Here is a 19,996-nt window from a genome sequence, read left to right on the forward strand (position 1 = left end):
GGACGGCAGTGCGGCCCCTCTCCTGTGGGTTACAGCTCGAAGATCGGGCTACAGCTCGAAGATGCCGTAACCGAAGCCGTCGGCGCTGATCCTGCCCTCGCTCACCGTGACTCCGGAGGCCACCACCGGCGTGGCGGTGTCCTTCGGTGCGGCTGCGTCCGCGTGTTCGCCGCGGGGGTTGACGACGACGAGGTAGCGGCCGCCGCGGACGTAGGCCAGCGGGTAGCCGTCGTGCAGGACCTCGGTGCTGCCCGCCGGGCCGAGTTCCGGGGTGGTGCGGCGCAGCGCGATGAGGCCGCGGACCAGGTTCAGCAGGGAGTCGGGGTCGGCCTGCTGTGCGGCGACGGTGGGCCGGTTCGCGTCGGGGTCGAGGGGCAGGTAGAGCCGGTCGGCCGGGGCGGTGGAGAAGCCCGCGTTGGGCGTGTCGTCCCATTGCATGGGGGTGCGTGAGCCGGCCCGGTTGTAGCGGGGGCCGAGGCGGCTGCCCTCGTGGTCGGGCAGGCCGGGGACGTAGCGCATGCCGATCTCGTCGCCGTAGTAGATCGCGGGCAGCGTGGGCCAGGTGAGCTGGAACGCGAAGGCGGCGGGCAGGTGCTCGGCGGTGCGGGGCCCGCAGGCGAGGCGGGAGAAGTCGTGGTTGGCGGTGGGAAGGGCGATGAGGCCGGCGTCGCCGACGGCGTCGCAGGCCGCGCGCCAGCCGTCGAGGAAGGTCCGCGCGGAGCCTTCGCCCGACGCGTCGAAGTACGGGGTCTGCGGCGTCCAGGGCTCGCTGACGGTGCCGGCGAAGTTGTTCCACAGGGAGCGCAGGTACAGGCCGTCGTTCTCGGAGCCGAACTGGAGGAAGAAGTCGGCGTGGAAGCCGGCCGGGACGGAGATCGCCGGGTCGCCCCATTCGGACAGGAGTGCCGCGTGCGGGTGGCTGTTGTCGAGCCAGCCGCGCAGCTCCCGCCAGAGTTTGGCGGTTTCGACGTGGCCCGGGTCGTCCTTGACCAGTGACGCGGCCATGTCGACGCGGAAGCCGGAGAGGCCGAGGGAGAGCCAGTGGTCCATGATGTCGCGCAGCGCGCGGCGGTTGGCGCGGGGTCCTTCGGCGTCGACGGGCAGGCGCCAGGGCTCGTCCGCGTTCCTGCGGGCGTGGCCGAAGTTGAGGGCGGGCTGCGACTCGAAGAAGTTGGGCTGGTAGAAGCCGGGGCGGGTGCCGGGCGAGGCGACGAAGCCGGGCGGCGCCGCGTCGGTGTCGGCCCAGATGTAGCGCTGGTCGGCGGGGTCGTCCGCCGATGCCTTGAACCAGGAGTGTTCGTCGGAGGTGTGGCCTGCGACCAGGTCGAGCAGGACGCGGATGCCGCGGCTCCGGGCGGCGTCGACGAGCTTGACCAGGTCGTCGTTGGTCCCGTAGCGCGGGGCTACGGTGAGGTAGTCGCTGACGTCGTAGCCCGCGTCCCGGAACGGGGAGGCGAAGCACGGGTTGAACCAGACGGTGTTCACGCCGAGCCAGGCCAGGTGGTCCAGCTTGGCCTCGGCACCGGCGAAGTCGCCGATGCCGTCGCCGTCGGAGTCGGCGAAGGACTGCGGGTAGATCTGGTAGAGGACGGAGTCGGCGAGCCACTCGGTGGCGGGGCGGCGAGGGGTCATGGGGTGGGGTCCTCCGAGGACGGTCGGGGTGATGCGGTGTGCAGGACAGCCTCGATCGGCAGGTGGTCGCTGGGGAAGCGGCCGCCGGGCGCGAAGGTGTCGGCGTGCGCCGAGCGCACCCGGACGCCGCGTGAGACGAGAATCCAGTCGATGCGCTCGCCGTCGGGGACCGGGGGCCCGTAGTCGTGGAAGGTGCCCAGGTCCGGGCCGCGTTCCTCGGCCGCGTCCCAGGCGTCCATGAGACCCGCGTCGGCGAGCAGGCGGGTGTAGGGCGGACTGTTCGGTCCCGCCGGGGTGTTGAAGTCGCCGGTGACGACGGTCGGGAGGGCCGGCGCGAGAGCGCTCAGCCGCTCGGCGAGCAGGGCCGCGGACCGTTCTCGTGCGTCGGCGCTCGCGTGGTCGAAGTGGGTGTTGGCGGCGTACAGCTCACCGCCCGTGGCCAGGTCGCGGAAGTGGACGTGGGTGACCATGCGGGGGCAGCCGCCGCCCCAGGAGTTGGAGGCCGGGATGTCCGGTGTGCCGGAGAGCCAGAAGTGACCGTGTGTCAGGGGGGCCAGGCGCCGACGGTCGTAGAAGATGGCCATGAACTCGCCGTCGTCACCGCCCTCCCGGCCCTCGCCGATCCAGCCGTAGTCGCCACCGTACTCGCCCAAGGCGGCCTCGACGTCGTGCACTTGGTGCCGCAGGCCCTCCTGGGTGCCGATGAGGTGGGGACGTGCGCGGCGCAGCAGGTCGGCGACCGCCTGTCTGCGCTCGGGCCAGGTGTGGGGTGGATTGTTCCAGTGGACCTGCAGGTTGAAACTCATGACGTGCAGTCCGTCCCCGGCCGTCGGAGTCCCGAGGTCGGCCATCAGAAACCTCCATCACCCACTTGTACGCGCTTCCTGAATGCGCTTACATGACTGGCGCACACGTTAACTTCGCGTGGGCGATGCGGCAATAGAGCGGTGAGGGGCTCGCGTGCTTCGAAGGTATGAGGACCAGGTCAAGGTGCTTCTCGACCAGATGACAACCGCCGAGAAGCTGGGTCAGGTGCAGCAGCTGACCTGGACCGGTGACACGGGGCCCGGCGGCGGCCAGACCGCGCACATCGAGGCGGCGGCGCGCGCCGGTCTGCTCGGCTCGGTGCTCAACATCCATGGCGCGGCGCACACCAACGCGCTGCAGCGGATGGCCGTCGAGGAGTCCCGGCTCGGCATCCCGCTGCTGTTCGGCCTGGACGTCATCCACGGCTTCTGGACCACGTTCCCGATCCCGCTGGCCCAGGCGGCGTCCTTCGACCCGGAGGTGGCCCGCCGGGACGCCGAGGTGTCTGCGGCGGAGACCCGCTCGAACGGTGTGCGCTGGACGTTCTCACCGATGATGGACGTCACCCACGAGCCGCGCTGGGGCCGCGTCGCGGAGGGCTGTGGCGAAGATCCGTACGTCAACGCCGCCTTCGCGGTGGCCAAGGTCCGCGGCTACCAAGGCGCGGACGACGGCAGCGAGTTGACGGACGGGGGGCGCATCGCGGCGTGCGCCAAGCACTTCGTCGCCTACGGCGGGGCGGAGGGCGGCCGCGACTACAACACGGTCGATGTCTCCGAGCAGCGGCTGCGCAACCACTACCTGCCGCCCTTCAAGGCCGCCGTGGACGCGGGCGTGGCCACGGTGATGGCAGCGTTCAACACCGTGGCGGGCGTACCGGCACACGGCAATCCGCACACGATGAACACGATCCTCAAGGAGGAGTGGGGCTTCGACGGGTTCGTCGTCAGCGACTACACGGGTGTCGAGGAACTCGTCGCGCACGGCTTCGCCGAGGACGGTGCCGACGCGGCTCGCCTCGCCTTCAGCGCCGGGCTCGACATGGAGATGGTCTCCACCAACGTGACCGAGCACGGCGAGCGGCTCGTGGCCGACGGCCTGATCGGCGAATCCCGCCTCGACGACGCGGTCACGCGCATCCTGCGCCTCAAGTTCGCCCTCGGCCTGTTCGACCAGCCGTACACGGAGGAGGCCACCGAGATCACCCGTCCGACGCCGGCCGCGCGGAAGGCGGCGCGAGCCGCGGGCGCCCGGTCGATGGTGCTGATCAAGAACGACGACGGTGTCCTCCCCCTGGAGCGCACCACGCCCTCGATCGCGGTGGTCGGCCCGCTCGCGAACTCCACGGACCTGCACGGCACTTGGGCCGGCCCCGGCGGCTTCCGGCTCCCGTCCGTGAGCATCCTGGACGCGGTGCGCACGGCGGCGCCCGGCGCCCGCGTCACCCACGCCGATGACGACATCGCGGCCGTGGTCGCCGCGGCGCAGGAGGCCGAGGTCACCGTCGTCGTGGTCGGCGAACCTCCCGCACTCAGCGGCGAGGCGGCCGTGCGCAGCGACATCGCACTGCCCTGCGGGCAGGAGGAGCTGATCGCCGCCGTCGCCGCCACCGGCAAGCCGTATGCCGTGGTGCTTCTGAACGGCAGGCCTCTGACGATCGGAGGCTGGCTGGACGCCGCGCCCGCGGTCCTCGAGGCGTGGCACCCGGGCATCGAGGCGGGGCACGCTGTGGCGGACGTGCTGTTCGGCACGGTCAACCCCGGCGGCAAGCTGCCCGTGACCTTCCCGCGGGCGGTGGGCCAGATCCCGGTCTACTACAACCACGAGAACACCGGCCGCCCCGCCCACGTCCCCGGCGCCGACCCGAAGTTCGTCTCGAAGTACCTGGACCTGGACGAGACCCCGCAGCTCCCGTTCGGGCACGGCCTGAGCTACACGACGTTCACCACCGGCGCCCCGGAGCTGCGGCGCGAGGAGATCACCCGCGACGAGCTGGCGGCGGGCGAGACGCTCGAGGTCACGGTGACGGTCACCAACACCGGCGACCGCGTCGGCGACGAGGTGGTCCAGCTCTACATCCACGACGTCGCGGCGAGCATCGCCCAGCCGGTGCGCCGGCTGCGCGGCTTCGAGCGGGTGACGCTGGAGCCGGGCGAGAGCACCACGGTCCGCTTCCGGCTCGGCGCCGAGGACCTCGGCTTCTGGACGAACGACCCGGCAGGGACGTACGTCGTGGAGCGCGGGCGCGTCGACGTCTACGCGGGTACGAGCTCGACGGCGCGGGCCCGCGGCACGGTGCGCATTCTCTGACGGACAGTCACGGTCTTCCGGGCGGCGCCGTGGCCGACTTCTCGCAGTTGGTCACGGACCTGGACATGTGGTCCGCTTCTCGGCTGGTCAGGGGGTTTCGAGGCCGGACACCGCGGCGGCCATGCGGTCCACCGCTTCGCTGAGGACCGCCGATGAGGTCGCGTAGTTGATCCGTACGAACCCGGCGCCGCCGCTGCCGAACACGTGCCCCGAGCTCAACGCGACCCGTGCCCGGTCGAGGAACAGCCGGGCGGGGCCGTCGATGTCACTGACCACAGGAGCGGCAGCCGTCGGGGACGTCGTATGGAGGCCGAGGGTGCGGCAGTCGAGCCAGGCGAGATACGTCGCCTCCGGCCACATCAGGGCGAGCCCGGGAAGACGCTCGGCCACGAGGTCGGCGAGTAGCGCGCGGTTGGTGTCGAGACCACGCAGCAGCGCGTCCAGCCAGGGGCGTCCCTCCTCGAAGGCGGCGGTGTGGGCGAGGATGCCGACGTGGCTGGGTCCGTGGCTGACCTCCTCCGGAAGTCGGTGCAGGTCGTCGACGGCGTTCGGTCCGGCCACCAGCAGCGCCGCCTTCAGGCCGGCGAGATTCCAGGCCTTCGACGCGGAGTGCAGGGCGAACGCGTTCTCGGCGCCCGGGACGGTCAGGTAGGGGACGAACTCCGCACCAGACAGGACCACGGGTGCGTGGATCTCGTCCGAGACGACTCGCACTCCGAAGGACCTGGCCAGAGCGGCAACCGCGACGAGTTCGGCCCTTGTGTGCACCGTTCCGGTGGGGTTGTGGGGATTGGCCAGCAGCAGGACGGTTCGCGCCGAGACGCGCTGGGCCGAGGCGAACGCCACCCTGAGCGTCTCCATGTCGAGTCGGCCGTCGGGACCGAGCGGCGCTTCGATCACTCTCCTGTCGGCGTGGGTGACGAAGGCGTAGAACGGCGGGTAGACGGGCGGGCACACCACCACCGCATCGCCCGAGGACGTGATCAGCCGCAGCGCCTCGACGATGCCCATCATCACGTCGGGGACGATGGCGGTCTGCTCGGCCTCGAAGCCCCGCCACCCCCAGCGGTCCTCGGCGAACGACTGGAGGGCACGGGCGTACGCGCGGCCGCTGGGATAGCCGGTGTCGCCGGCCTCGATGGCCTCGTGCAGCCTGGCCGCGACCGGCTCGGCGAGCGGCACATCCATCTCGGCCACCCAGAGGGGCAGGACGTCCGCCGGAAAGGTGGTCCACTTCATGCTGGTCCGGGCCCGCAGCTGGTCGATCGTCAACTGTTCGAGCGGGTTCATGATCGACGGATCCATGTCGGATGGCATGGTCGTGATGCTAGCCAGGACCCGAGGTCGGGTCGATGACGGCGCGGTACCCACGGATGGCCCCCGCTGGACTTTCCGTTCCCCGACGCGACGTTGGCGGCAGGAGGCGTCGCAGGACTTCGGGGCGCCTTCCCGGCCGGAGCTGTCCGTCCTGGTGAACTCCGGGCGGCCGGCCCCGTACGCCTTCCTCTCCATGGGCCGTGGTGCAGGAGCGGGAGGCCTTGTCAGCCCGTCGCCTGATCGATAGGACTGTCCGCGTGGCAGATCAACGAAACTTCGCGCGTACCGTCCTGGCGATCTCCTCGGCCGTCATCGCCTGCTGCGCGGTGGCGGTGACGGTCAAGGTGATGGCCACCGACGTCATATCCGTCGAACAGACTCGGGTGCTGAACCAGGACGCGCTGGAGCGGCAGGTGGCCGAGGTGGTCCTCGGCCCGAAACAGGCCTCCGTTCAGGGGGTGACCTGCCCGGTCTCCGTCGAGGTCAAGGTGGGCAACAAGGTCGACTGCCGGGTCTGGGACGGCCCCAATCAGAAGGATGTCGAGGTCGAGGTCATCAGCGACCAGGGCGAACTCTCGGTGGAATCTCCTCACTGACGGGTCCGGGCAGTCCGCCGCACCCGCCGCCCTCACTCCCATGGCGGGAGCTCGAAGCCGGGCCCTTTCCGGTTCTGGCGGACGTGTCCTCCGGACGTGCCGGGAACGTCACTTGAGCAGTGGCGGCACCGCGGGCACCTCGATGGCGTTCTCGATGTCCTCCGCCGTCAGCTTGAAGCTGTCCGGGTAGGCGTCACGCCGGGTGCGACGGGCGGGTTCGATGGTGCGCCAGGTGTAGAGACAGCGGCCGCACTGCACCACGTCCCACACGCCTGGGACGGGGGACGTGGCAAGCAGGGAGATCTCCTCAAAGGCGCAGCGTGGACATTCAACAGGCAACGGGTTCAAGAGAGTTGTCCTTTCAGTGAGAATCGGTGGGTGTCAGCCGCGGGCCGCGATCAGGCGCTGCAGGCGGGCGGCCCACTCGGCGGTCTCGGGCAGGTCCTTGGCCGGAGTGGAGAAGTTGCCGCGGACGTCCGGGGCGACCGGCGTCGTCGCATCGATGATCATCTTGCTGCTGATACCGGCGGGCTGCGCGGCGGGCGCGAGTTCCAGGACCGACAGGTTGGGGATCACGACGACGTCGTCCTTCGGGTTGACCTTGGCGGACATCGCCCACATGACCTGCGGCAGGTTGAACGGGTCGACGTCCTCGTCGACGAGGATCACCTGGGCCACGTAGCCGAGACCGTGCGGCGTCGTCATGGCGCGCATGCCGACGGCCTTGGCGAAGCCGCCGTACCGCTTGGCCGTGGAGATGATCACCATCAGGCCGTGCGTGTACATGGCGTTGACGGCCTGCACCTCGGGGAACTCGGCGCGCAGCTGCTTGAGCAGCGGCACGCACGTGTTGGGTCCGACGAGGTAGTCGCACTCGGTCCACGGCATGCCGAGGTAGAGCGACTCGAAGACCGGGTTCGTGCGGTACGAGACGCGGTCCACGCGGATGACGGGCATGCGGCGGCCCCCCGAGTAGTGACCGGTGAACTCGCCGAAGGGGCCCTCTATTTGACGCTTGCGGGACTCGATGACGCCCTCGATGACGACCTCGCTCCCCCAAGGCACGTCGAAGCCGGTGAGCGGCGCGGTCGCGATCGGCGCGGGCGCGCCGCGCAGGGCGCCCGCCATCTCGTACTCGCTCTGGTCGTACGCCATCGGCATCCCGGCCACGATCGCCATCACGGGGTCGTTGCCGAGGGTGATGGCGATGGGCAGGTCCTCGCCCTTCTCCTCGGCCTTGCGCAGATGCTGGGCCACGTCGTGCATGGGCACGGGCTGGAAGGCGAGCCGGTTGGTGCCGATGACCTGGATGCGGTAGGTGCCGACGTTCTGCTTGCCGAAGTCGTCCGGGTCCTCCGGGTCGCGGGAGACGACGGCGGCCTTGTCGAGATAGAAGCCACCGTCTCCGTCGTTGAGGCGGAAGAGGGGAAGCACCGAGAACAGGTCGACGTCCTCGCCCTCCTGGGTGTTCTCACGCCAGGGGGCGTCCTCGCGCCGCTCGGGGGCGACGGGGAAGGCGTCCCAGCGCCGCGCGAACTCCTCCACCTGCTCCTTGACCGGCGTGTTCTTCGGCAACCCGAGCGCGAGCGCGTGGTTGGCCCAGGAGCCGTGCACATTCATCGCGATCCGGGCGTCGGTGAAGCCCTTGACGTTGTCGAAGTGGAGGGCGGGGGCGTTCTCGCCGATGCGGCCCGTCGCGTTGGCGGCGGCCGCGAGATCCGGCTCTGGCAGCACCTCGTCGGTGATGCGCAGCAGCTGCCCCTCCTTCTCCAAGGTGTCGAGGAAGCTGCGCAAGTCGTCATAGGCCATGGTGAATTCCTTTACGGGGCAGGGGACTTCAGGCGGCGTCGCCGAAGGATCGGGAGGCGGCGCGGGCGGCGCGCATCCCGGCCCAGCGCCGGGCGGCGGGCGCGGGCAGGTCGAACTGGTCGAGGATGCGGGCCACCACGTGGTCGACGATGTCGTCGACGGTTTGCGGGTTGTTGTAGAAGGCGGGCATGGGCGGCACCAGTTGCACGCCCATGCGGGCGAGTTCGAGCATGTTCTGGAGGTGGATCTCGCTCAGCGGTGTCTCGCGCGGGACGAGGACGAGCCTGCGTCGCTCCTTGAGAACCACGTCGGCGGCCCGGGCGACGAGACCTTCGGCGTACCCGGTCCTGATCCCGGCGAGGGTCTTCATGGAGCACGGCACAATCACCATGCCGTCGGTGCGGAACGAACCGGAGGAGATGGTGGCGCCCTGGTCCTCGGGATGGTGCGTGACGTCCGCGAGAGCGGACACCTCGGCCACGGACAGGCCCGTCTCCAGCTCGATGGTGGTGCGCGCCCAGCGGGACAGGACGAGATGCGTCTCCACGCCCGGCAACTCGTGCAGATTCTGCAGCAGACGGACACCGAACGGGGCACCCGTCGCCCCGGTCATTCCCACGACCAACCGCATAGGACCACCTCAAACACGTCGCTGACCTGTGCTTTCACGCTACGGAGCGATCTGGACGCGGCAGCGGTACCCTCGGGACCATCGATGGGGAAAAACGGACACCCTGCAGGGCGCCCCGATGTCAGGGACCTGGAGTACACCCCGGCCGTGGGCGCACCGGCCGGAGTCGAGGTGATGGAACTCGCCGACCTGCTCGAACGCTCGCGGCGCCACGGCAATGACCCGTACGCGCCCCTGCGCCCCGCCTTCCACCAGCTGATCGGCGTCCGCGAACGGCCGCTGCGCATGTGGGTCGACTTCGTCGAGCACGAGCTGCGGCCCGGGTCGTGGCTGTGGATCCGGCCGGGGCAGGTGCAGCGGTTCGGCCCCGATCTGGTGGCCGCGGACGGGGTGATCGTGCTGTTCCAGCCCGGCTTCCTGCCGCCGACGACCGTTTCGCTGGCACACATGGATCCGCCGTACGAACAGCGCCCGTCGGTCCTCGAGGGCTCGGACGCGGAAGGCGTGCGCCTGGCACTCGACCATCTCGTCCACGAGTACGGGGCGATGGCCTCGCTCCCCCTCCAGGCACACACCGAGGTGCTGCGCGCGCTGCTGTCCGTCCTCGTGGTGCGGCTCGCGCAGGCGCGCGGCCCGGCGCCGCGGCCGACCGCTGCGTCGGAGACGTTCCGTCGCTTTCACGCGGCCGTCGAGCGGGACCATGCGGTGACCCGGCGCGTCGAGGACTACGCGGCGGCGCTCGGCTACAGCTCGCGCACGCTGACCCGGGCCACGCTCGCCGCGACGGGACGCACGGCCAAGCAGTACGTCGACGACCGGGTCCTTCTGGAGGCCAAGCGCCTGTTGCAGCACAGCGGCCTGCCGGCGAAGGAGGTCACCGTCCGGCTCGGGTTCACGGACGCGAGCGACTTCACGAAGTTCTTCCGACTGCGGACGGGCATGACGCCGGGAGCGTTCCGCGAGGGCCCGCGGTTCGGGTGACGGAGAGCGCACTGCGGAAGGCAGAGCGGTCCCGCAAGGGCCAAAGGCACTGGTAGGCAGACCGGCAACTGACGCGGGGCGAGGACGCTCGCCGGGACGGGTCCCGCTCCGGAGCCGGCGCGAGAGCCCGGAGGAACGACACAGATCACACCCGCCGACCCCTTGACCTCCGACGTTCAAACCGGTTTAGTCGGCCTCGTTCAGCGACTCAAACCGGTTTAAGGACTGGTTGCGGACCATCGTTCCGTGTCAGCTGGACGGTTCGTCGCGCTCCGGCTCGTCCAAGGCCGCACCCAGGGAGTCCAGCACCATGGCACGCAAGCCCACCATCGCGGATGTCGCACAGCGTGCGGGCGTCTCGCGCGCCACCGTCTCCTTCGCGCTCAACGACCGGCCCGGCATCGCCGAGGAAACCAAGGCCCGGGTTCTCGTGGCCGCCGCCGACCTCGGCTGGACGCCGAGCCGTCAGGCACGCGGCCTCTCGCTGGGCAAGGCCGGAGCCTTCGGCCTGGTCCTGGCCCGGGAGGCGGAGCAGATCGGGGCGGACCCGTTCTTCCCGGCGTTCATCGCCGGCGTCGAAGCCGTCATCGGGCAGCGCGGCGACGGACTCATGGTGCATCTGACCACCCCGGAGCAGGAACAGGGCGTGTACGAACGCCTTGCCGCACAGCGGCAGGTGGACGGTGTCCTCCTGACCGACCTGCGCCGCGCCGACCCACGCCCCCCGCTCATGCGCGAACTCGGTCTGCCCGCCGTCGTGGTGGGCCAGCCCGAGTGGGGCGGCGATCTGACGGCCGTGAGCCTGGACGACGAACCCGCCTACGCCGACGCGATCCGCCGGCTCGCGGAGCTCGGACACCGGCGCATCGCCCACGTCGAGGGCCCCCAGGAACTGCGGCACGCCCACCGGCGCCGGACGGCCTGGGAACAGACCCTGCACGCGCTCGGTCTGCCCGAGGGGCCGGTGCTGCCCGGCGGGTTCAGCCCCGAGGGCGGCGCCCGGGCCACGCGCGAACTGCTCACGCTCCCCGAGCCCCCGACCGCGATCGTCTACGGCAATGATCTTGCCGCGATGGCCGGGCTCTCGGTCGCCCAGGAGCTGGGCGTCCGCGTCCCCGATCAGCTGTCGGTGGTCGGGTACGACGACGCCCCCCTGACCCGATACAGCTACCCGCCGCTCGCCTCCGCCCGCGCGGACGCCCGCGGCTGGGGAGAAGCGGCGGCCCGCGCCCTGGACGCGGTGATCGCCCTCGGCACCGCGGCGCACGTGGAGCTGCCGCCCGCCCAGTTCGTGCCCCGCGCGTCGATCGGGCCCGCGCCCCGCGGGTGACGCGGGGACCGCACCCCCGCATGCAGGGATCAAGCACCGGTCGCGCTGGCGCCGACCGGAAATTCCGCTCGGCGACGAGGCCGCGCGTGAACAGTTCGGAGATCAATCATGCTGAGGAGAACGGCGTACGCGCTGCTCGTGCTCGCACTCGCGGGCACGGCGACGGCCTGCGGCCGGTCGGCTCCGGATCCGGCCGCCGCCGCTGACGCGCGCGGTCCGATCACGGTCTGGCTTTCCAACAACGCGCAAGAGGTCCAGTGGGGCAAGGCCATGGTCGCCTCGTGGAACGAGCGCCATCCCGACCAGCACGTGACGGCGCAGCAGATCCCGGCCGGCAAGACGTCCGAGGAGGCCATCAGCGCCTCGATCATCGCGGGAACGACGGCCTGTCTCGCCTTCAACACCTCGCCCGCGGCGGTGCCGACGTTCCAGAAGCAGAACGGGCTCGTGTCCCTCAGTGACTTCCCGGACGGCGAGAAGTACATCACCGAGCGCGGTGGCGCCCTCACGGACCAGTACCGGTCGACGGACGGCAAGTTCTACCAGCTGCCCTGGAAGAGCAACCCCGTCATGATCCTCTACAACAAGAAGCTCTTCGAGAGGGCCGGTCTGGATCCGGAGCACCCGAAGCTCGCGACGTACAAGGAGTTCCTCGACACGTCGCGCAAGCTCGTGCACAGCGGCGCCGCGAAGGCGGCCATCTGGCCTTCTCCCAGCAGCGACTTCTTCCAGCCCTGGTACGACTTCTACCCGGCCTTCGCCGCGCAGAGCGGCGGCAAGCAGCTGATCGAGGACGGCAAGCCGCAGTTCGACTCGTCCGCGGGCCGCCAGGTCGCGGCGTTCTGGCGCAAGCTGTACGCCGAGAAGCTGGCGCCGCAGGAGGCCTACCCGGGCGATTCGCTCAACGACGGCAAGGCCGCGATGGCCACGGTCGGTCCCTGGGCGCTCGCCGCGTACAAGAACAGCGTGGACATCGGTGTCGCGCCGGTACCGACCGCGGACGGCGGCTCGGACAAGCACTCGTTCAGCGACGAGAAGTCCGCGGCGATGTTCAGCTCCTGCAAGAACCGGGCCACGGCCTGGGACGTGCTCAAGTTCGCGAGCTCCGCCGGCCAGGACGGGAAGTTCCTCGAGACGACCGGGCAGATGCCGATGCGCGAGCACCTGACCGAGAAGTACGCCGCCTACTTCCAGGCGCATCCCACGTACAGGGCCTTCGCCGACCAGGCGGAACGCGTCGTCGAGGTGCCCAATGTGCCGGGCTCCATCGACATCTGGCAGACCTTCCGCGACGAGTGGACGAAGTCGGTCGTCTTCGGCCGGGAGTCCACGCCGACGGGTCTGCGCAACGCCTCGTCCGAGATCACCGACCTGCTGAACGAGTACGGGGACCCGTCATGAGCGTGAATCTCCAGTCAGCGCCCGCCACCGTCAGGGACAGCGCTCCCGCCCGGCGGGAGGGGCCGCGCAAGGCCCGTGGCCTGCCCCGTGTCGGCGCGCTGTTCGTGTCGCCCTACGTGCTGTTCCTCGTGGTGGTCTTCGCCGTCCCGCTGGTCTACACGGTGTGGATCTCCTTCCACCGCTTCTACTTCACGGCTCCGGGCACCGACGTCGACTCGCCCTGGGTTGGCCTGTCGAACTACAAGGACGTTTTCACCGATCCCGTGGTCGGCCGGGCGTTCCTCAACATCGTGATCTTCCTGGTCATCAACGTGCCGCTCACCGTGGGCGTCTCGCTGGTCCTGGCCACGGCGCTGAACGCGAAGATACGGGGCCGCGCGTTCTTCCGCGCCGCGTTCTACCTCCCGTACGTGACCGCGAGCGTCGCGCTGGTCGCGGTGTGGCAGTTCCTGTTCGGCTCGGACGGGTTCGTCAACCACCTGCTGGGCTCGCACGCTCCCGACCCGTCGTGGCTGGTGAACTCGCATCTCGCGATGCCGATGATCGCCGTCTTCGTGACCTGGAAGCAGCTCGGCTTCTTCGTGATGCTGTACCTCGCTTCGCTGCAGAACGTCGGCAAGGAGCTGTACGAGGCGTCCGCCATGGACGGCGCGGGCCGCGTGCGGCAGTTCTTCTCGGTGACCGTGCCCGGTGTGCGCCCGGCGACGACGCTCGTCGTGATCTACGCGATCATCACCGGCGCCAACTTGTTCAGCGAGCCCTATCTACTGACCGGGGGCGGCGGTCCCGACCACGCCTCCACCTCGCCGGTGCTGCTGATGTACCAGAAGGGCATCGAGCAGGGGCACCCCGACTTCGCGGCCGCGCTCGGCGTCGTCCTCGTCGCGTTCGTCATGGTCGTCTCGCTCGCCGCCCGCAAGCTCACCGAGAGGGACAACTGACATGAGTGACACCCTGGAGACCCGCCACCACGGCGGGAGCGCGGTCCGCTACATCCTGCTGTCACTCGGTGCGGTCGCCTTCCTGTTCCCCTTCTACTACATGGTCGTCGGCTCGCTGCGCGGGACGACGGTCGGTGATCTGTCCGCCGCGGTCCCGTCCGGGCTGACCGGCGCCAACTACACGGCCGTCAACGGCGCGATCTCGCTGGGCCGCTCCCTGCTCAACTCGGGGATCATGACCATCGGCGTCCTGGTCTGCACGCTCGTCTTCGGCGTACTCGCCGGATACGCGCTCGCCCAGCTGCGCTTCCGCGGCAAGGGCGCCGTCTTCGCCGCGCTGCTCCTCGTACAGATGATCCCGTTCCAGCTGCTCACCCTGCCGCTGTACGTGCTCGTCGTCCGCGACTACGGGCTCGGCGACAACTACCTCGGCATGATCTTGCCGTTCGCGATCAACTCGACGGCCGTGTTCCTCTTCCGCCAGTTCTTCTCCCAGCTGCCTCAGTCCCTCTTCGAGGCGGCGCGGATCGACGGGGCGAGCGAGCTGCGGATCCTGTGGCAGATCGCGCTGCCGATGGCACGTCCCGCGGTGCTGACCGCGCTGCTGCTGACGTTCATCGGACCGTGGAACGAGTTCCTGTGGCCGTTCCTCGTCACCAAGAACGCCGACATGCAGCCGCTGGCCGTCTCGCTGGCCAGCTTCCTCTCCAACCTCCAGGGCACGGTCGCCAACCCGGCCGGTGCCCTGCTGGCCGGCGCATGCGTGCTGGCCGTCCCCGCGGTGGCCCTGTTCCTCCTGTTCCAGCGCCACTTCACCTCTACCGACATCGACTCCGGAGTAAAGGGCTAATCGCCATGAGCAACACCACCGTCGCCACCGACATCCCCTACCGCATGGTGCGCAAGGGCGTGGTCATGTCCCCACTGGCCGGTGAGGCGAACGAGGTCGAGGGCGTCCTGAACCCCGCCTCCGGCCGCACCCCGGACGGCACGCTGCACCTGCTGCCGCGCCTGGTCGCCGAGGGCAATGTCTCCCGCGTCGGCCTCGCCGAGGTCACCTTCGACGAGACGGGCGTGCCCAGCGCCGTCGAGCGCCGCGGCGTCGTCCTCTCCCCCGACGAGGGCTGGGAGCGCGGCAAGAACAACGCCGGCGTCGAGGACCCCCGCATCACCTGGGTCCCCTCGCTCGGCAAGCACGTCATGAGTTACGTCGCCTACGGCCCGCTCGGCCCGAAGCCGGCGCTCGCCGTCTCCGAGAACCTCACCGACTGGACCCGCCTCGGGCCGATCCAGTTCCAGTACCAGGCCGACCTCGACACCGACCTCAACCTCTTCCCGAACAAGGACGTCGTCCACTTCCCGGAGCCCGTCCCGGGCCCGGACGGCGAGATGGCGTACGCGATGCTGCACCGCCCGATGTGGGACCTGGGCTGGTTCCGTCCGGGCGAGGGCGTGCACCTGCCCGCCGGTGTCACCGACGAGCGTCCCGGCATCTGGATCTCGTACGTCCCGGTCGCCGAGGTCGAGGCCGACATCCGCGCCCTGACCCGTCCGCGCGACCACCGTCTGCTGGCTCTGTCCGAGTTCCCGTGGGAGTCGCTGAAGATCGGCGGCGGCCCGGCCCCGATCCGCGTGCCCGAGGGCTGGCTGCTCATCCACCACGGTGTCTCCGGATCCATCGAGGACCCGTGGGCGCAGAACCAGAAGGTGTCGTACGCCGCCGGCGCGATGATCCTCGACCCCGCCGATCCGTCGAACGTGCTCGCGCGCTCCGACAAGCCGCTCATGGCCCCGGAGACCGAGGAGGAGATCTCGGGCACCGTCCCGAACGTCGTCTTCCCGACGGCGATCGAGGAGATCGACGGCCGGCTCTACGTCTTCTACGGCATGGCCGACGCGCACATCGGCGTCGCCCTCCTGGAGCGCACGGCATGACCGGCGGCGCCCCAGGACAGGCCCTGACACCTCTCGGAGTCGGCCTGGTCGGCTGCGGCGGTTTCGCCGAGTTCGTTCTGGACGCCGTCGCGGGCCTGCCCGGCCTGGGCATCGCGGCCGTCGTCGACCCCTCGCGCGAGCGCGCCGAGCGGCTCGGCGCGCGGCACGGCGTCCCGGCGCTCGCTTCCCTCGACGAGCTCCTCGACCGGGACGACGTGGCGGCCGTGCTGATCGCCACGCCGCCCGCCACCCATGCCGCGATGGCCATCAGCGCACTGCGTGCGGGGCGCCACGTCTTCTGCGAGAAGCCTCTCGCCACCACGACCGAGGACGCCTCGGCGGTCGCCCACGAGGCGCGGCTCGCCGGGCGCGTCCTGGTCGTGGACCACGTGCTGCGCTACAACCCGCTGCTGCGGGCCGTGCGGCGCCTCACCGAGCGGGGGCTGCTCGCGCCCCCGCGCCGGTTCCTGTTCGAGAACGACGCCTCCGACGAGGACCTGGGCCCCGACCACTGGTTCTGGGACCCGGCACACAGCGGCGGCATCTTCGTCGAGCACGGCGTCCACTTCTTCGACGCCGCCCGCGCACTCCTGGACTCGGACCCGGTCAGCGTGCGGGCGACCGCCGTGGCCCGGCCCGGAGGCCCGGTCGACATGGTGAGCGCCGACGTCGTCCACCCCGGCGGCGTCCTCGCCTCCCACCTGCACTCCTTCACGCACGCCCACCGTGCCGAGCGTCAACTCATGCGTCTGGACCACGGGTTCGCCGAGACGCGGATCAGCGGCTGGATCCCCGTGCAGGCGGAGACCTCGGCGTGGACCGACGAGGCGGGTGCCCGCTGCTGGGAGCAACTGCCTGACGAGCTGGGCACGCTGTTGTCCGTCGACGGCTTCCGGCCGCACGGCAAGGAGCGGATCACCGTCCGCGTCGAACGGGACGCCGGCTCCGTCGCCCCGGCCCGCGGGCGTGGCGAGCAGCGCACGGTCCCGCACCACGTCACCGCCGTCATCGACCTGGGCGGCGAGGCCCGCAAGCAGTACGTGTACGCGCAGAGCGTGCGCGCCGCTGTGGCCGACCTGGTCCGGGCCGTCCGCGAGGGCACGCCGCCGGTCGCGGACGCCGCCGGCGGTCTCGCCGCGGTCGCCGTCGCCGAGGCGGCCACCCTCGCCGCCTCCACCGGCTCCGAACAGCGTGTCCCCTCCCCCGACCTGGCCGTCTCCGAGGGAGCCTCCGCATGAGCTGGTGGCAGGACATGGTCTGCTACGAGGTCTACCCGCGCGCCTTCGCCGACTCGGACGGCGACGGGATCGGCGACCTGCCCGGCCTGACCGCACGCCTTGAGCACATCAGGGATCTGGGCGCGGACGCCGTGTGGTGCACCCCGTTCTACCCGTCGCCGCTGGCCGACGGCGGCTACGACATCGCGGACTACACCGGCGTGGCCGCGGACCTGGGAACGGACGACGACGCCACCCAACTGACGGTCCGTGCACATGAGTTGGGCCTCAGATTGATCATCGACCTGGTGCCGAACCACACCTCCGACCAGCACCCCTGGTTCCAGGAGGCTCTGGCCACGGGGCCCGGGTCGGCGGAGCGGGAGATGTACCTGTTCCGGCCCGGCCGGGGCGCGGACGGCGAACTTCCTCCCAACGACTGGCAGTCGGCGTTCGGCGGCCCCGCCTGGACCCGGGTCGCGGACGGCGAGTGGTACTGCCACCTCCACGCCGCCGAGCAGCCCGACCTCAACTGGCGCAATCCCAAGGTGCAGAGCGCCTTCACCGAGGTACTGCGGTACTGGCTCGACAGCGGCGTGGACGGCTTCCGCGTGGACGTCGCCCACGCCCTGTTCAAGGCGGAAGGGCTGCCCGACGCGGGCCCCGGCCAGCACACCGACCCGCTGCGCAACCACCTGATGCCGTACTACGACCAGGAAGAGCTGCACCCGCTCTACCGCGAATGGCGGGCCCTTCTCGACACCCACCCCGCACCCGCCGGCGCGGTGGCACCCCAGGACCGGGTGATGGTCGCCGAGTCCGCCGTCTTCGACCCGGCCCGCCTCAGCCGCTACATCCGGCCCGACGAAATGCACCAGGCCTTCAACTTCGCGTTCCTGGAGGCGCCTTGGGAGGCGGCGGAGCTGCGCCGGGTCGTCGACGGCTCGTTCACCGTGCCGGGCAGCGCGGTCACCTGGCTGCTCTCCAGCCACGACGCGGTCCGCCCGGTCACCCGGTACGGCTCCCTGGCGCGCGCCCGTGCGGCCGCGCTGCTGATGCTGGCCCTGCCCGGCTCCGCGTACCTCTTTCAGGGCGAGGAGCTGGGACTGCCGCAGGTCGAGGTGCCCATCGACCGCATCCTCGACCCGCTGTGGGAACGCTCGGGCCGCACGGAGCGCGGCCGCGACGGCGCGCGTGTGCCGCTGCCGTGGACCGGTGAGCACGCACCGTACGGATTCAGCAGCGTGGCGCCCGGCCACACCTGGCTGCCCCAGCCGGACGACTGGTCGGGCCTGGCTGTCGCCGCGCAGCAGCGGGACCCCGACTCGACGCTCGCCCTGTACCGGGCGGCGCTGCGGATCCGCCACAGCCATCCGGCGCCGGACCCGACGGCCCCACCGACCTGGCTGTCCGCACCCGACGCCCCCTACCTCGCCTTCCGCCGCGGCGCGCTGGTCTGCGTCGTCAACCTGGGCGCGGAGCCCCTGCGCCTCGCCTCACTCGGTGTGCCCGGCCGACCGGCGCTCGGCAGCGGCCCGCTCGACGGCGACACGTTGCCGCCCGACACCGCGCTGTGGCTCCTCGACCCGACCGCCCCCGCCCCTCTCGCCGAAAGCGACACCGATGACACGCGCGACTGACGCGACGCACCGCACCGACCTGTCCGGACTCGTCAAGGCGTACGACGTGCGCGGGGTGGTCCCCGACCAGTGGGACGAGACGACGGCCGAACTCTTCGGCGCCGCGTTCGTCCAGGCCACCGCCGCGGACGCGATCGTGACGGGCCATGACATGCGTCCCTCGTCCCCCGGCCTGGCCCGCGCCTTCGCCCGCGGTGCGACCGCGCAGGGCGCCGACGTCACCGAGATCGGCCTCTGCTCGACGGACCAGCTGTACTACGCCTCCGGATCCCTCGGCCTGCCCGGCGCAATGTTCACGGCCTCCCACAACCCGGCCCAGTACAACGGCATCAAGCTGTGCCGCGCCGGCGCCGAACCGGTCGGCCAGGACACGGGCCTCGTCGAGATCCGCACCTTGGTCGAAGGGTGGACGGACAACGGCGCCCCATCGACGGCCGGCCGAACGGGCGTCGTCACCACCAGGGACACGCTCGCCGACTACGCGACGTACCTGCACTCCCTCGTGGACCTGTCGGCGATCCGCCGGCTGAGGGTCGTGGTCGACGCGGGCAACGGCATGGGCGGGCACACCGTGCCGACGGTCCTCGCCGGTCTGCCGCTGGACATCGTCCCGATGTACTTCGAGCTGGACGGTACGTTCCCGAACCACGAGGCCAATCCCCTGGACCCCGCCAACATCGTCGACCTGCAGGCACGCGTGCGCGCCGAGGGCGCCGACATCGGCCTCGCTTTCGACGGCGACGCGGACCGCTGCTTCGTCGTCGACGAGCACGGCGACCCGGTCTCGCCCTCCGCGGTCACCGCACTGGTCGCCTCACGCGAACTTGCGCGGCATCCCGGGGCCACCGTCATCCACAACCTCATCACCTCCCGCACGGTTGCGGAGGTGATCCGCGAGGCGGGCGGCACCCCGGTCCGCACCCGCGTCGGCCACTCCTTCATCAAGCGGGAAATGGCCCGCGCCGGCGCCGTCTTCGGCGGCGAGCACTCCGCGCACTACTACTTCCGCGACTTCTGGAACGCCGACACCGGCATGCTCGCGGCCCTCCACGTCCTCGCCGCCCTGGGCACACAGAGCGCCCCCCTGTCCGACCTGACCAGCAGCTTCGAGCGCTACGCCGCCTCCGGTGAGATCAACTCCGCCGTCGGCGACCCGAGCTCACGCACCGCGGCGGTGCGCGCGGCGTGGAGCACCCGCCCGGACGTGACGCTCGACGACCTCGACGGCCTGACCGTCAGCGGAACCGACTGGTGGTTCAACGTCCGCCCCTCGAACACGGAGCCGCTGCTGCGACTCAACGTGGAAGCCCCGACCGAGTCGGCGATGCGCGCCCTCCGAGACGAGGTACTGGCGACGATCCGCGCCTGAGCACGCAATCGTGGCTGTCTCCGGATCGGTTCGAAGGAGTGAGCATCTGCGGGTGAGGCCGATGCGCCGGTCATCCTTTG

The 19,996-nt window shown here is 70.8% G+C and carries 17 protein-coding genes; 11 read left to right on the forward strand and 6 right to left on the reverse strand.

Annotation, left to right across the window (positions count from 1 at the left end; genetic code table 11):
- Positions 1-48 precede the first annotated feature (48 nt).
- Both OG456_RS48860 and OG456_RS48865 read right to left on the reverse strand, forming a co-directional pair.
- Entirely contained in the window at positions 49-1,632 is a 1,584-nt protein-coding gene (locus OG456_RS48860) for an alpha-amylase family glycosyl hydrolase (RefSeq protein WP_266571549.1), read from the reverse strand.
- Positions 1,629-2,483 (reverse strand): endonuclease/exonuclease/phosphatase family protein, encoded by an 855-nt coding sequence (locus tag OG456_RS48865; protein ID WP_266571550.1) that lies wholly within the window; start codon positions 2,481-2,483, stop codon positions 1,629-1,631. The genes OG456_RS48860 and OG456_RS48865 overlap by 4 nt, the downstream gene beginning before the upstream one ends.
- A gap of 154 nt (positions 2,484-2,637) precedes the next feature.
- Between OG456_RS48865 and OG456_RS48870 the strand changes: the two genes are divergently transcribed.
- Positions 2,638-4,749 carry a glycoside hydrolase family 3 N-terminal domain-containing protein gene (locus OG456_RS48870; protein ID WP_266571804.1) on the forward strand — a complete coding sequence of 704 codons (2,112 nt, stop codon included), beginning with the start codon at positions 2,638-2,640 and terminating at the stop codon, positions 4,747-4,749.
- A gap of 87 nt (positions 4,750-4,836) precedes the next feature.
- Here the strand turns inward: OG456_RS48870 and OG456_RS48875 are convergent, their stop codons facing one another.
- Positions 4,837-6,066, reverse strand: a complete 1,230-nt coding sequence (locus OG456_RS48875; RefSeq protein ID WP_266571551.1) for a MalY/PatB family protein — start codon at positions 6,064-6,066, stop codon at positions 4,837-4,839.
- Positions 6,067-6,323: 257 nt separating this feature from the next.
- Between OG456_RS48875 and OG456_RS48880 the strand changes: the two genes are divergently transcribed.
- Positions 6,324-6,662: a DUF4333 domain-containing protein gene (locus OG456_RS48880; protein ID WP_266571552.1), complete on the forward strand. Its 339-nt coding sequence runs from the start codon at positions 6,324-6,326 to the stop codon at positions 6,660-6,662.
- A gap of 108 nt (positions 6,663-6,770) precedes the next feature.
- On the opposite strand, the gene vdcD is transcribed toward OG456_RS48880, so the two are convergent.
- From vdcD to vdcB, 3 genes are read right to left on the reverse strand one after another with little or no spacing between them, the layout of a single operon-like run.
- Positions 6,771-7,010 carry a non-oxidative vanillic acid decarboxylases subunit D gene (gene vdcD / locus OG456_RS48885; RefSeq protein WP_266571553.1) on the reverse strand — a complete coding sequence of 80 codons (240 nt, stop codon included), beginning with the start codon at positions 7,008-7,010 and terminating at the stop codon, positions 6,771-6,773.
- A 33-nt stretch (positions 7,011-7,043) separates the two neighbouring features.
- Positions 7,044-8,471, reverse strand: a complete 1,428-nt coding sequence (gene vdcC / locus OG456_RS48890) for a non-oxidative vanillic acid decarboxylases subunit C (protein WP_266571554.1) — start codon at positions 8,469-8,471, stop codon at positions 7,044-7,046.
- A 28-nt stretch (positions 8,472-8,499) separates the two neighbouring features.
- Complete coding sequence (gene vdcB, locus OG456_RS48895) at positions 8,500-9,102, reverse strand: non-oxidative vanillic acid decarboxylases subunit B (protein WP_266571555.1); 603 nt, start codon at positions 9,100-9,102, stop codon at positions 8,500-8,502.
- Between the two features lie 84 nt (positions 9,103-9,186).
- On the opposite strand from vdcB, the gene OG456_RS48900 reads away from it, so the two are divergent.
- The 9 genes from OG456_RS48900 to OG456_RS48940 all read left to right on the forward strand — a co-directional run bounded on the left by OG456_RS48900 (position 9,187) and on the right by OG456_RS48940 (position 19,916).
- Positions 9,187-10,083: an AraC family transcriptional regulator gene (locus tag OG456_RS48900; RefSeq protein ID WP_266571556.1), complete on the forward strand. Its 897-nt coding sequence runs from the start codon at positions 9,187-9,189 to the stop codon at positions 10,081-10,083.
- 310 nt (positions 10,084-10,393) lie between these two features.
- A complete protein-coding gene (locus tag OG456_RS48905; RefSeq protein WP_266571558.1) occupies positions 10,394-11,413 on the forward strand; it encodes a LacI family DNA-binding transcriptional regulator in 1,020 nt (339 codons plus the stop codon).
- A gap of 108 nt (positions 11,414-11,521) precedes the next feature.
- Entirely contained in the window at positions 11,522-12,814 is a 1,293-nt protein-coding gene (locus tag OG456_RS48910; protein WP_266571559.1) for a sugar ABC transporter substrate-binding protein, read from the forward strand.
- Positions 12,811-13,755, forward strand: coding sequence for a carbohydrate ABC transporter permease (locus OG456_RS48915; RefSeq protein WP_266571560.1), 945 nt, complete (start codon positions 12,811-12,813; stop codon positions 13,753-13,755). Before OG456_RS48910 ends, OG456_RS48915 begins: the two co-directional genes overlap by 4 nt.
- A 1-nt stretch (position 13,756) precedes the next feature.
- Positions 13,757-14,605, forward strand: a complete 849-nt coding sequence (locus tag OG456_RS48920) for a carbohydrate ABC transporter permease (RefSeq protein ID WP_266571561.1) — start codon at positions 13,757-13,759, stop codon at positions 14,603-14,605.
- Positions 14,606-14,610: 5 nt separating this feature from the next.
- Complete coding sequence (locus OG456_RS48925) at positions 14,611-15,690, forward strand: glycosidase (protein WP_266571562.1); 1,080 nt, start codon at positions 14,611-14,613, stop codon at positions 15,688-15,690.
- A complete protein-coding gene (locus OG456_RS48930) occupies positions 15,687-16,928 on the forward strand; it encodes a Gfo/Idh/MocA family protein (RefSeq protein WP_266571563.1) in 1,242 nt (413 codons plus the stop codon). The genes OG456_RS48925 and OG456_RS48930 overlap by 4 nt, the downstream gene beginning before the upstream one ends.
- A complete protein-coding gene (locus tag OG456_RS48935) occupies positions 16,925-18,547 on the forward strand; it encodes a glycoside hydrolase family 13 protein (protein WP_266571564.1) in 1,623 nt (540 codons plus the stop codon). The genes OG456_RS48930 and OG456_RS48935 overlap by 4 nt, the downstream gene beginning before the upstream one ends.
- On the forward strand, positions 18,531-19,916 hold the full coding sequence (locus OG456_RS48940) for a phosphomannomutase/phosphoglucomutase (RefSeq protein WP_266571565.1): 1,386 nt from the start codon (positions 18,531-18,533) through the stop codon (positions 19,914-19,916). The genes OG456_RS48935 and OG456_RS48940 overlap by 17 nt, the downstream gene beginning before the upstream one ends.
- Positions 19,917-19,996 lie beyond the last annotated feature (80 nt).

Origin of the sequence: Streptomyces sp. NBC_01446, from assembly GCF_026340095.1 — a bacterium.
GTDB classification, from domain to species: domain Bacteria; phylum Actinomycetota; class Actinomycetes; order Streptomycetales; family Streptomycetaceae; genus Streptomyces; species Streptomyces aureus.

Bases quoted from the DNA above. Each gene is read 5' to 3' on its own strand.
- OG456_RS48935 (WP_266571564.1), top strand. From the start codon at position 16,925: ATGAGCTGGTGGCAGGACATGGTCTGCTACGAGGTCTACCCGCGCGCC.
- OG456_RS48905 (WP_266571558.1), top strand. From the start codon at position 10,394: ATGGCACGCAAGCCCACCATCGCGGATGTCGCACAGCGTGCGGGCGTC.
- vdcC (WP_266571554.1), bottom strand. From the start codon at position 8,471: ATGGCCTATGACGACTTGCGCAGCTTCCTCGACACCTTGGAGAAGGAG.
- OG456_RS48925 (WP_266571562.1), top strand. From the start codon at position 14,611: ATGAGCAACACCACCGTCGCCACCGACATCCCCTACCGCATGGTGCGC.
- OG456_RS48900 (WP_266571556.1), top strand. From the start codon at position 9,187: ATGGGGAAAAACGGACACCCTGCAGGGCGCCCCGATGTCAGGGACCTG.
- OG456_RS48940 (WP_266571565.1), top strand. From the start codon at position 18,531: ATGACACGCGCGACTGACGCGACGCACCGCACCGACCTGTCCGGACTC.
- OG456_RS48870 (WP_266571804.1), top strand. From the start codon at position 2,638: ATGACAACCGCCGAGAAGCTGGGTCAGGTGCAGCAGCTGACCTGGACC.
- vdcB (WP_266571555.1), bottom strand. From the start codon at position 9,102: ATGCGGTTGGTCGTGGGAATGACCGGGGCGACGGGTGCCCCGTTCGGT.
- OG456_RS48915 (WP_266571560.1), top strand. From the start codon at position 12,811: ATGAGCGTGAATCTCCAGTCAGCGCCCGCCACCGTCAGGGACAGCGCT.
- OG456_RS48875 (WP_266571551.1), bottom strand. From the start codon at position 6,066: ATGCCATCCGACATGGATCCGTCGATCATGAACCCGCTCGAACAGTTG.
- OG456_RS48860 (WP_266571549.1), bottom strand. From the start codon at position 1,632: ATGACCCCTCGCCGCCCCGCCACCGAGTGGCTCGCCGACTCCGTCCTC.
- OG456_RS48865 (WP_266571550.1), bottom strand. From the start codon at position 2,483: ATGGCCGACCTCGGGACTCCGACGGCCGGGGACGGACTGCACGTCATG.
- OG456_RS48910 (WP_266571559.1), top strand. From the start codon at position 11,522: ATGCTGAGGAGAACGGCGTACGCGCTGCTCGTGCTCGCACTCGCGGGC.
- OG456_RS48920 (WP_266571561.1), top strand. From the start codon at position 13,757: ATGAGTGACACCCTGGAGACCCGCCACCACGGCGGGAGCGCGGTCCGC.
- OG456_RS48930 (WP_266571563.1), top strand. From the start codon at position 15,687: ATGACCGGCGGCGCCCCAGGACAGGCCCTGACACCTCTCGGAGTCGGC.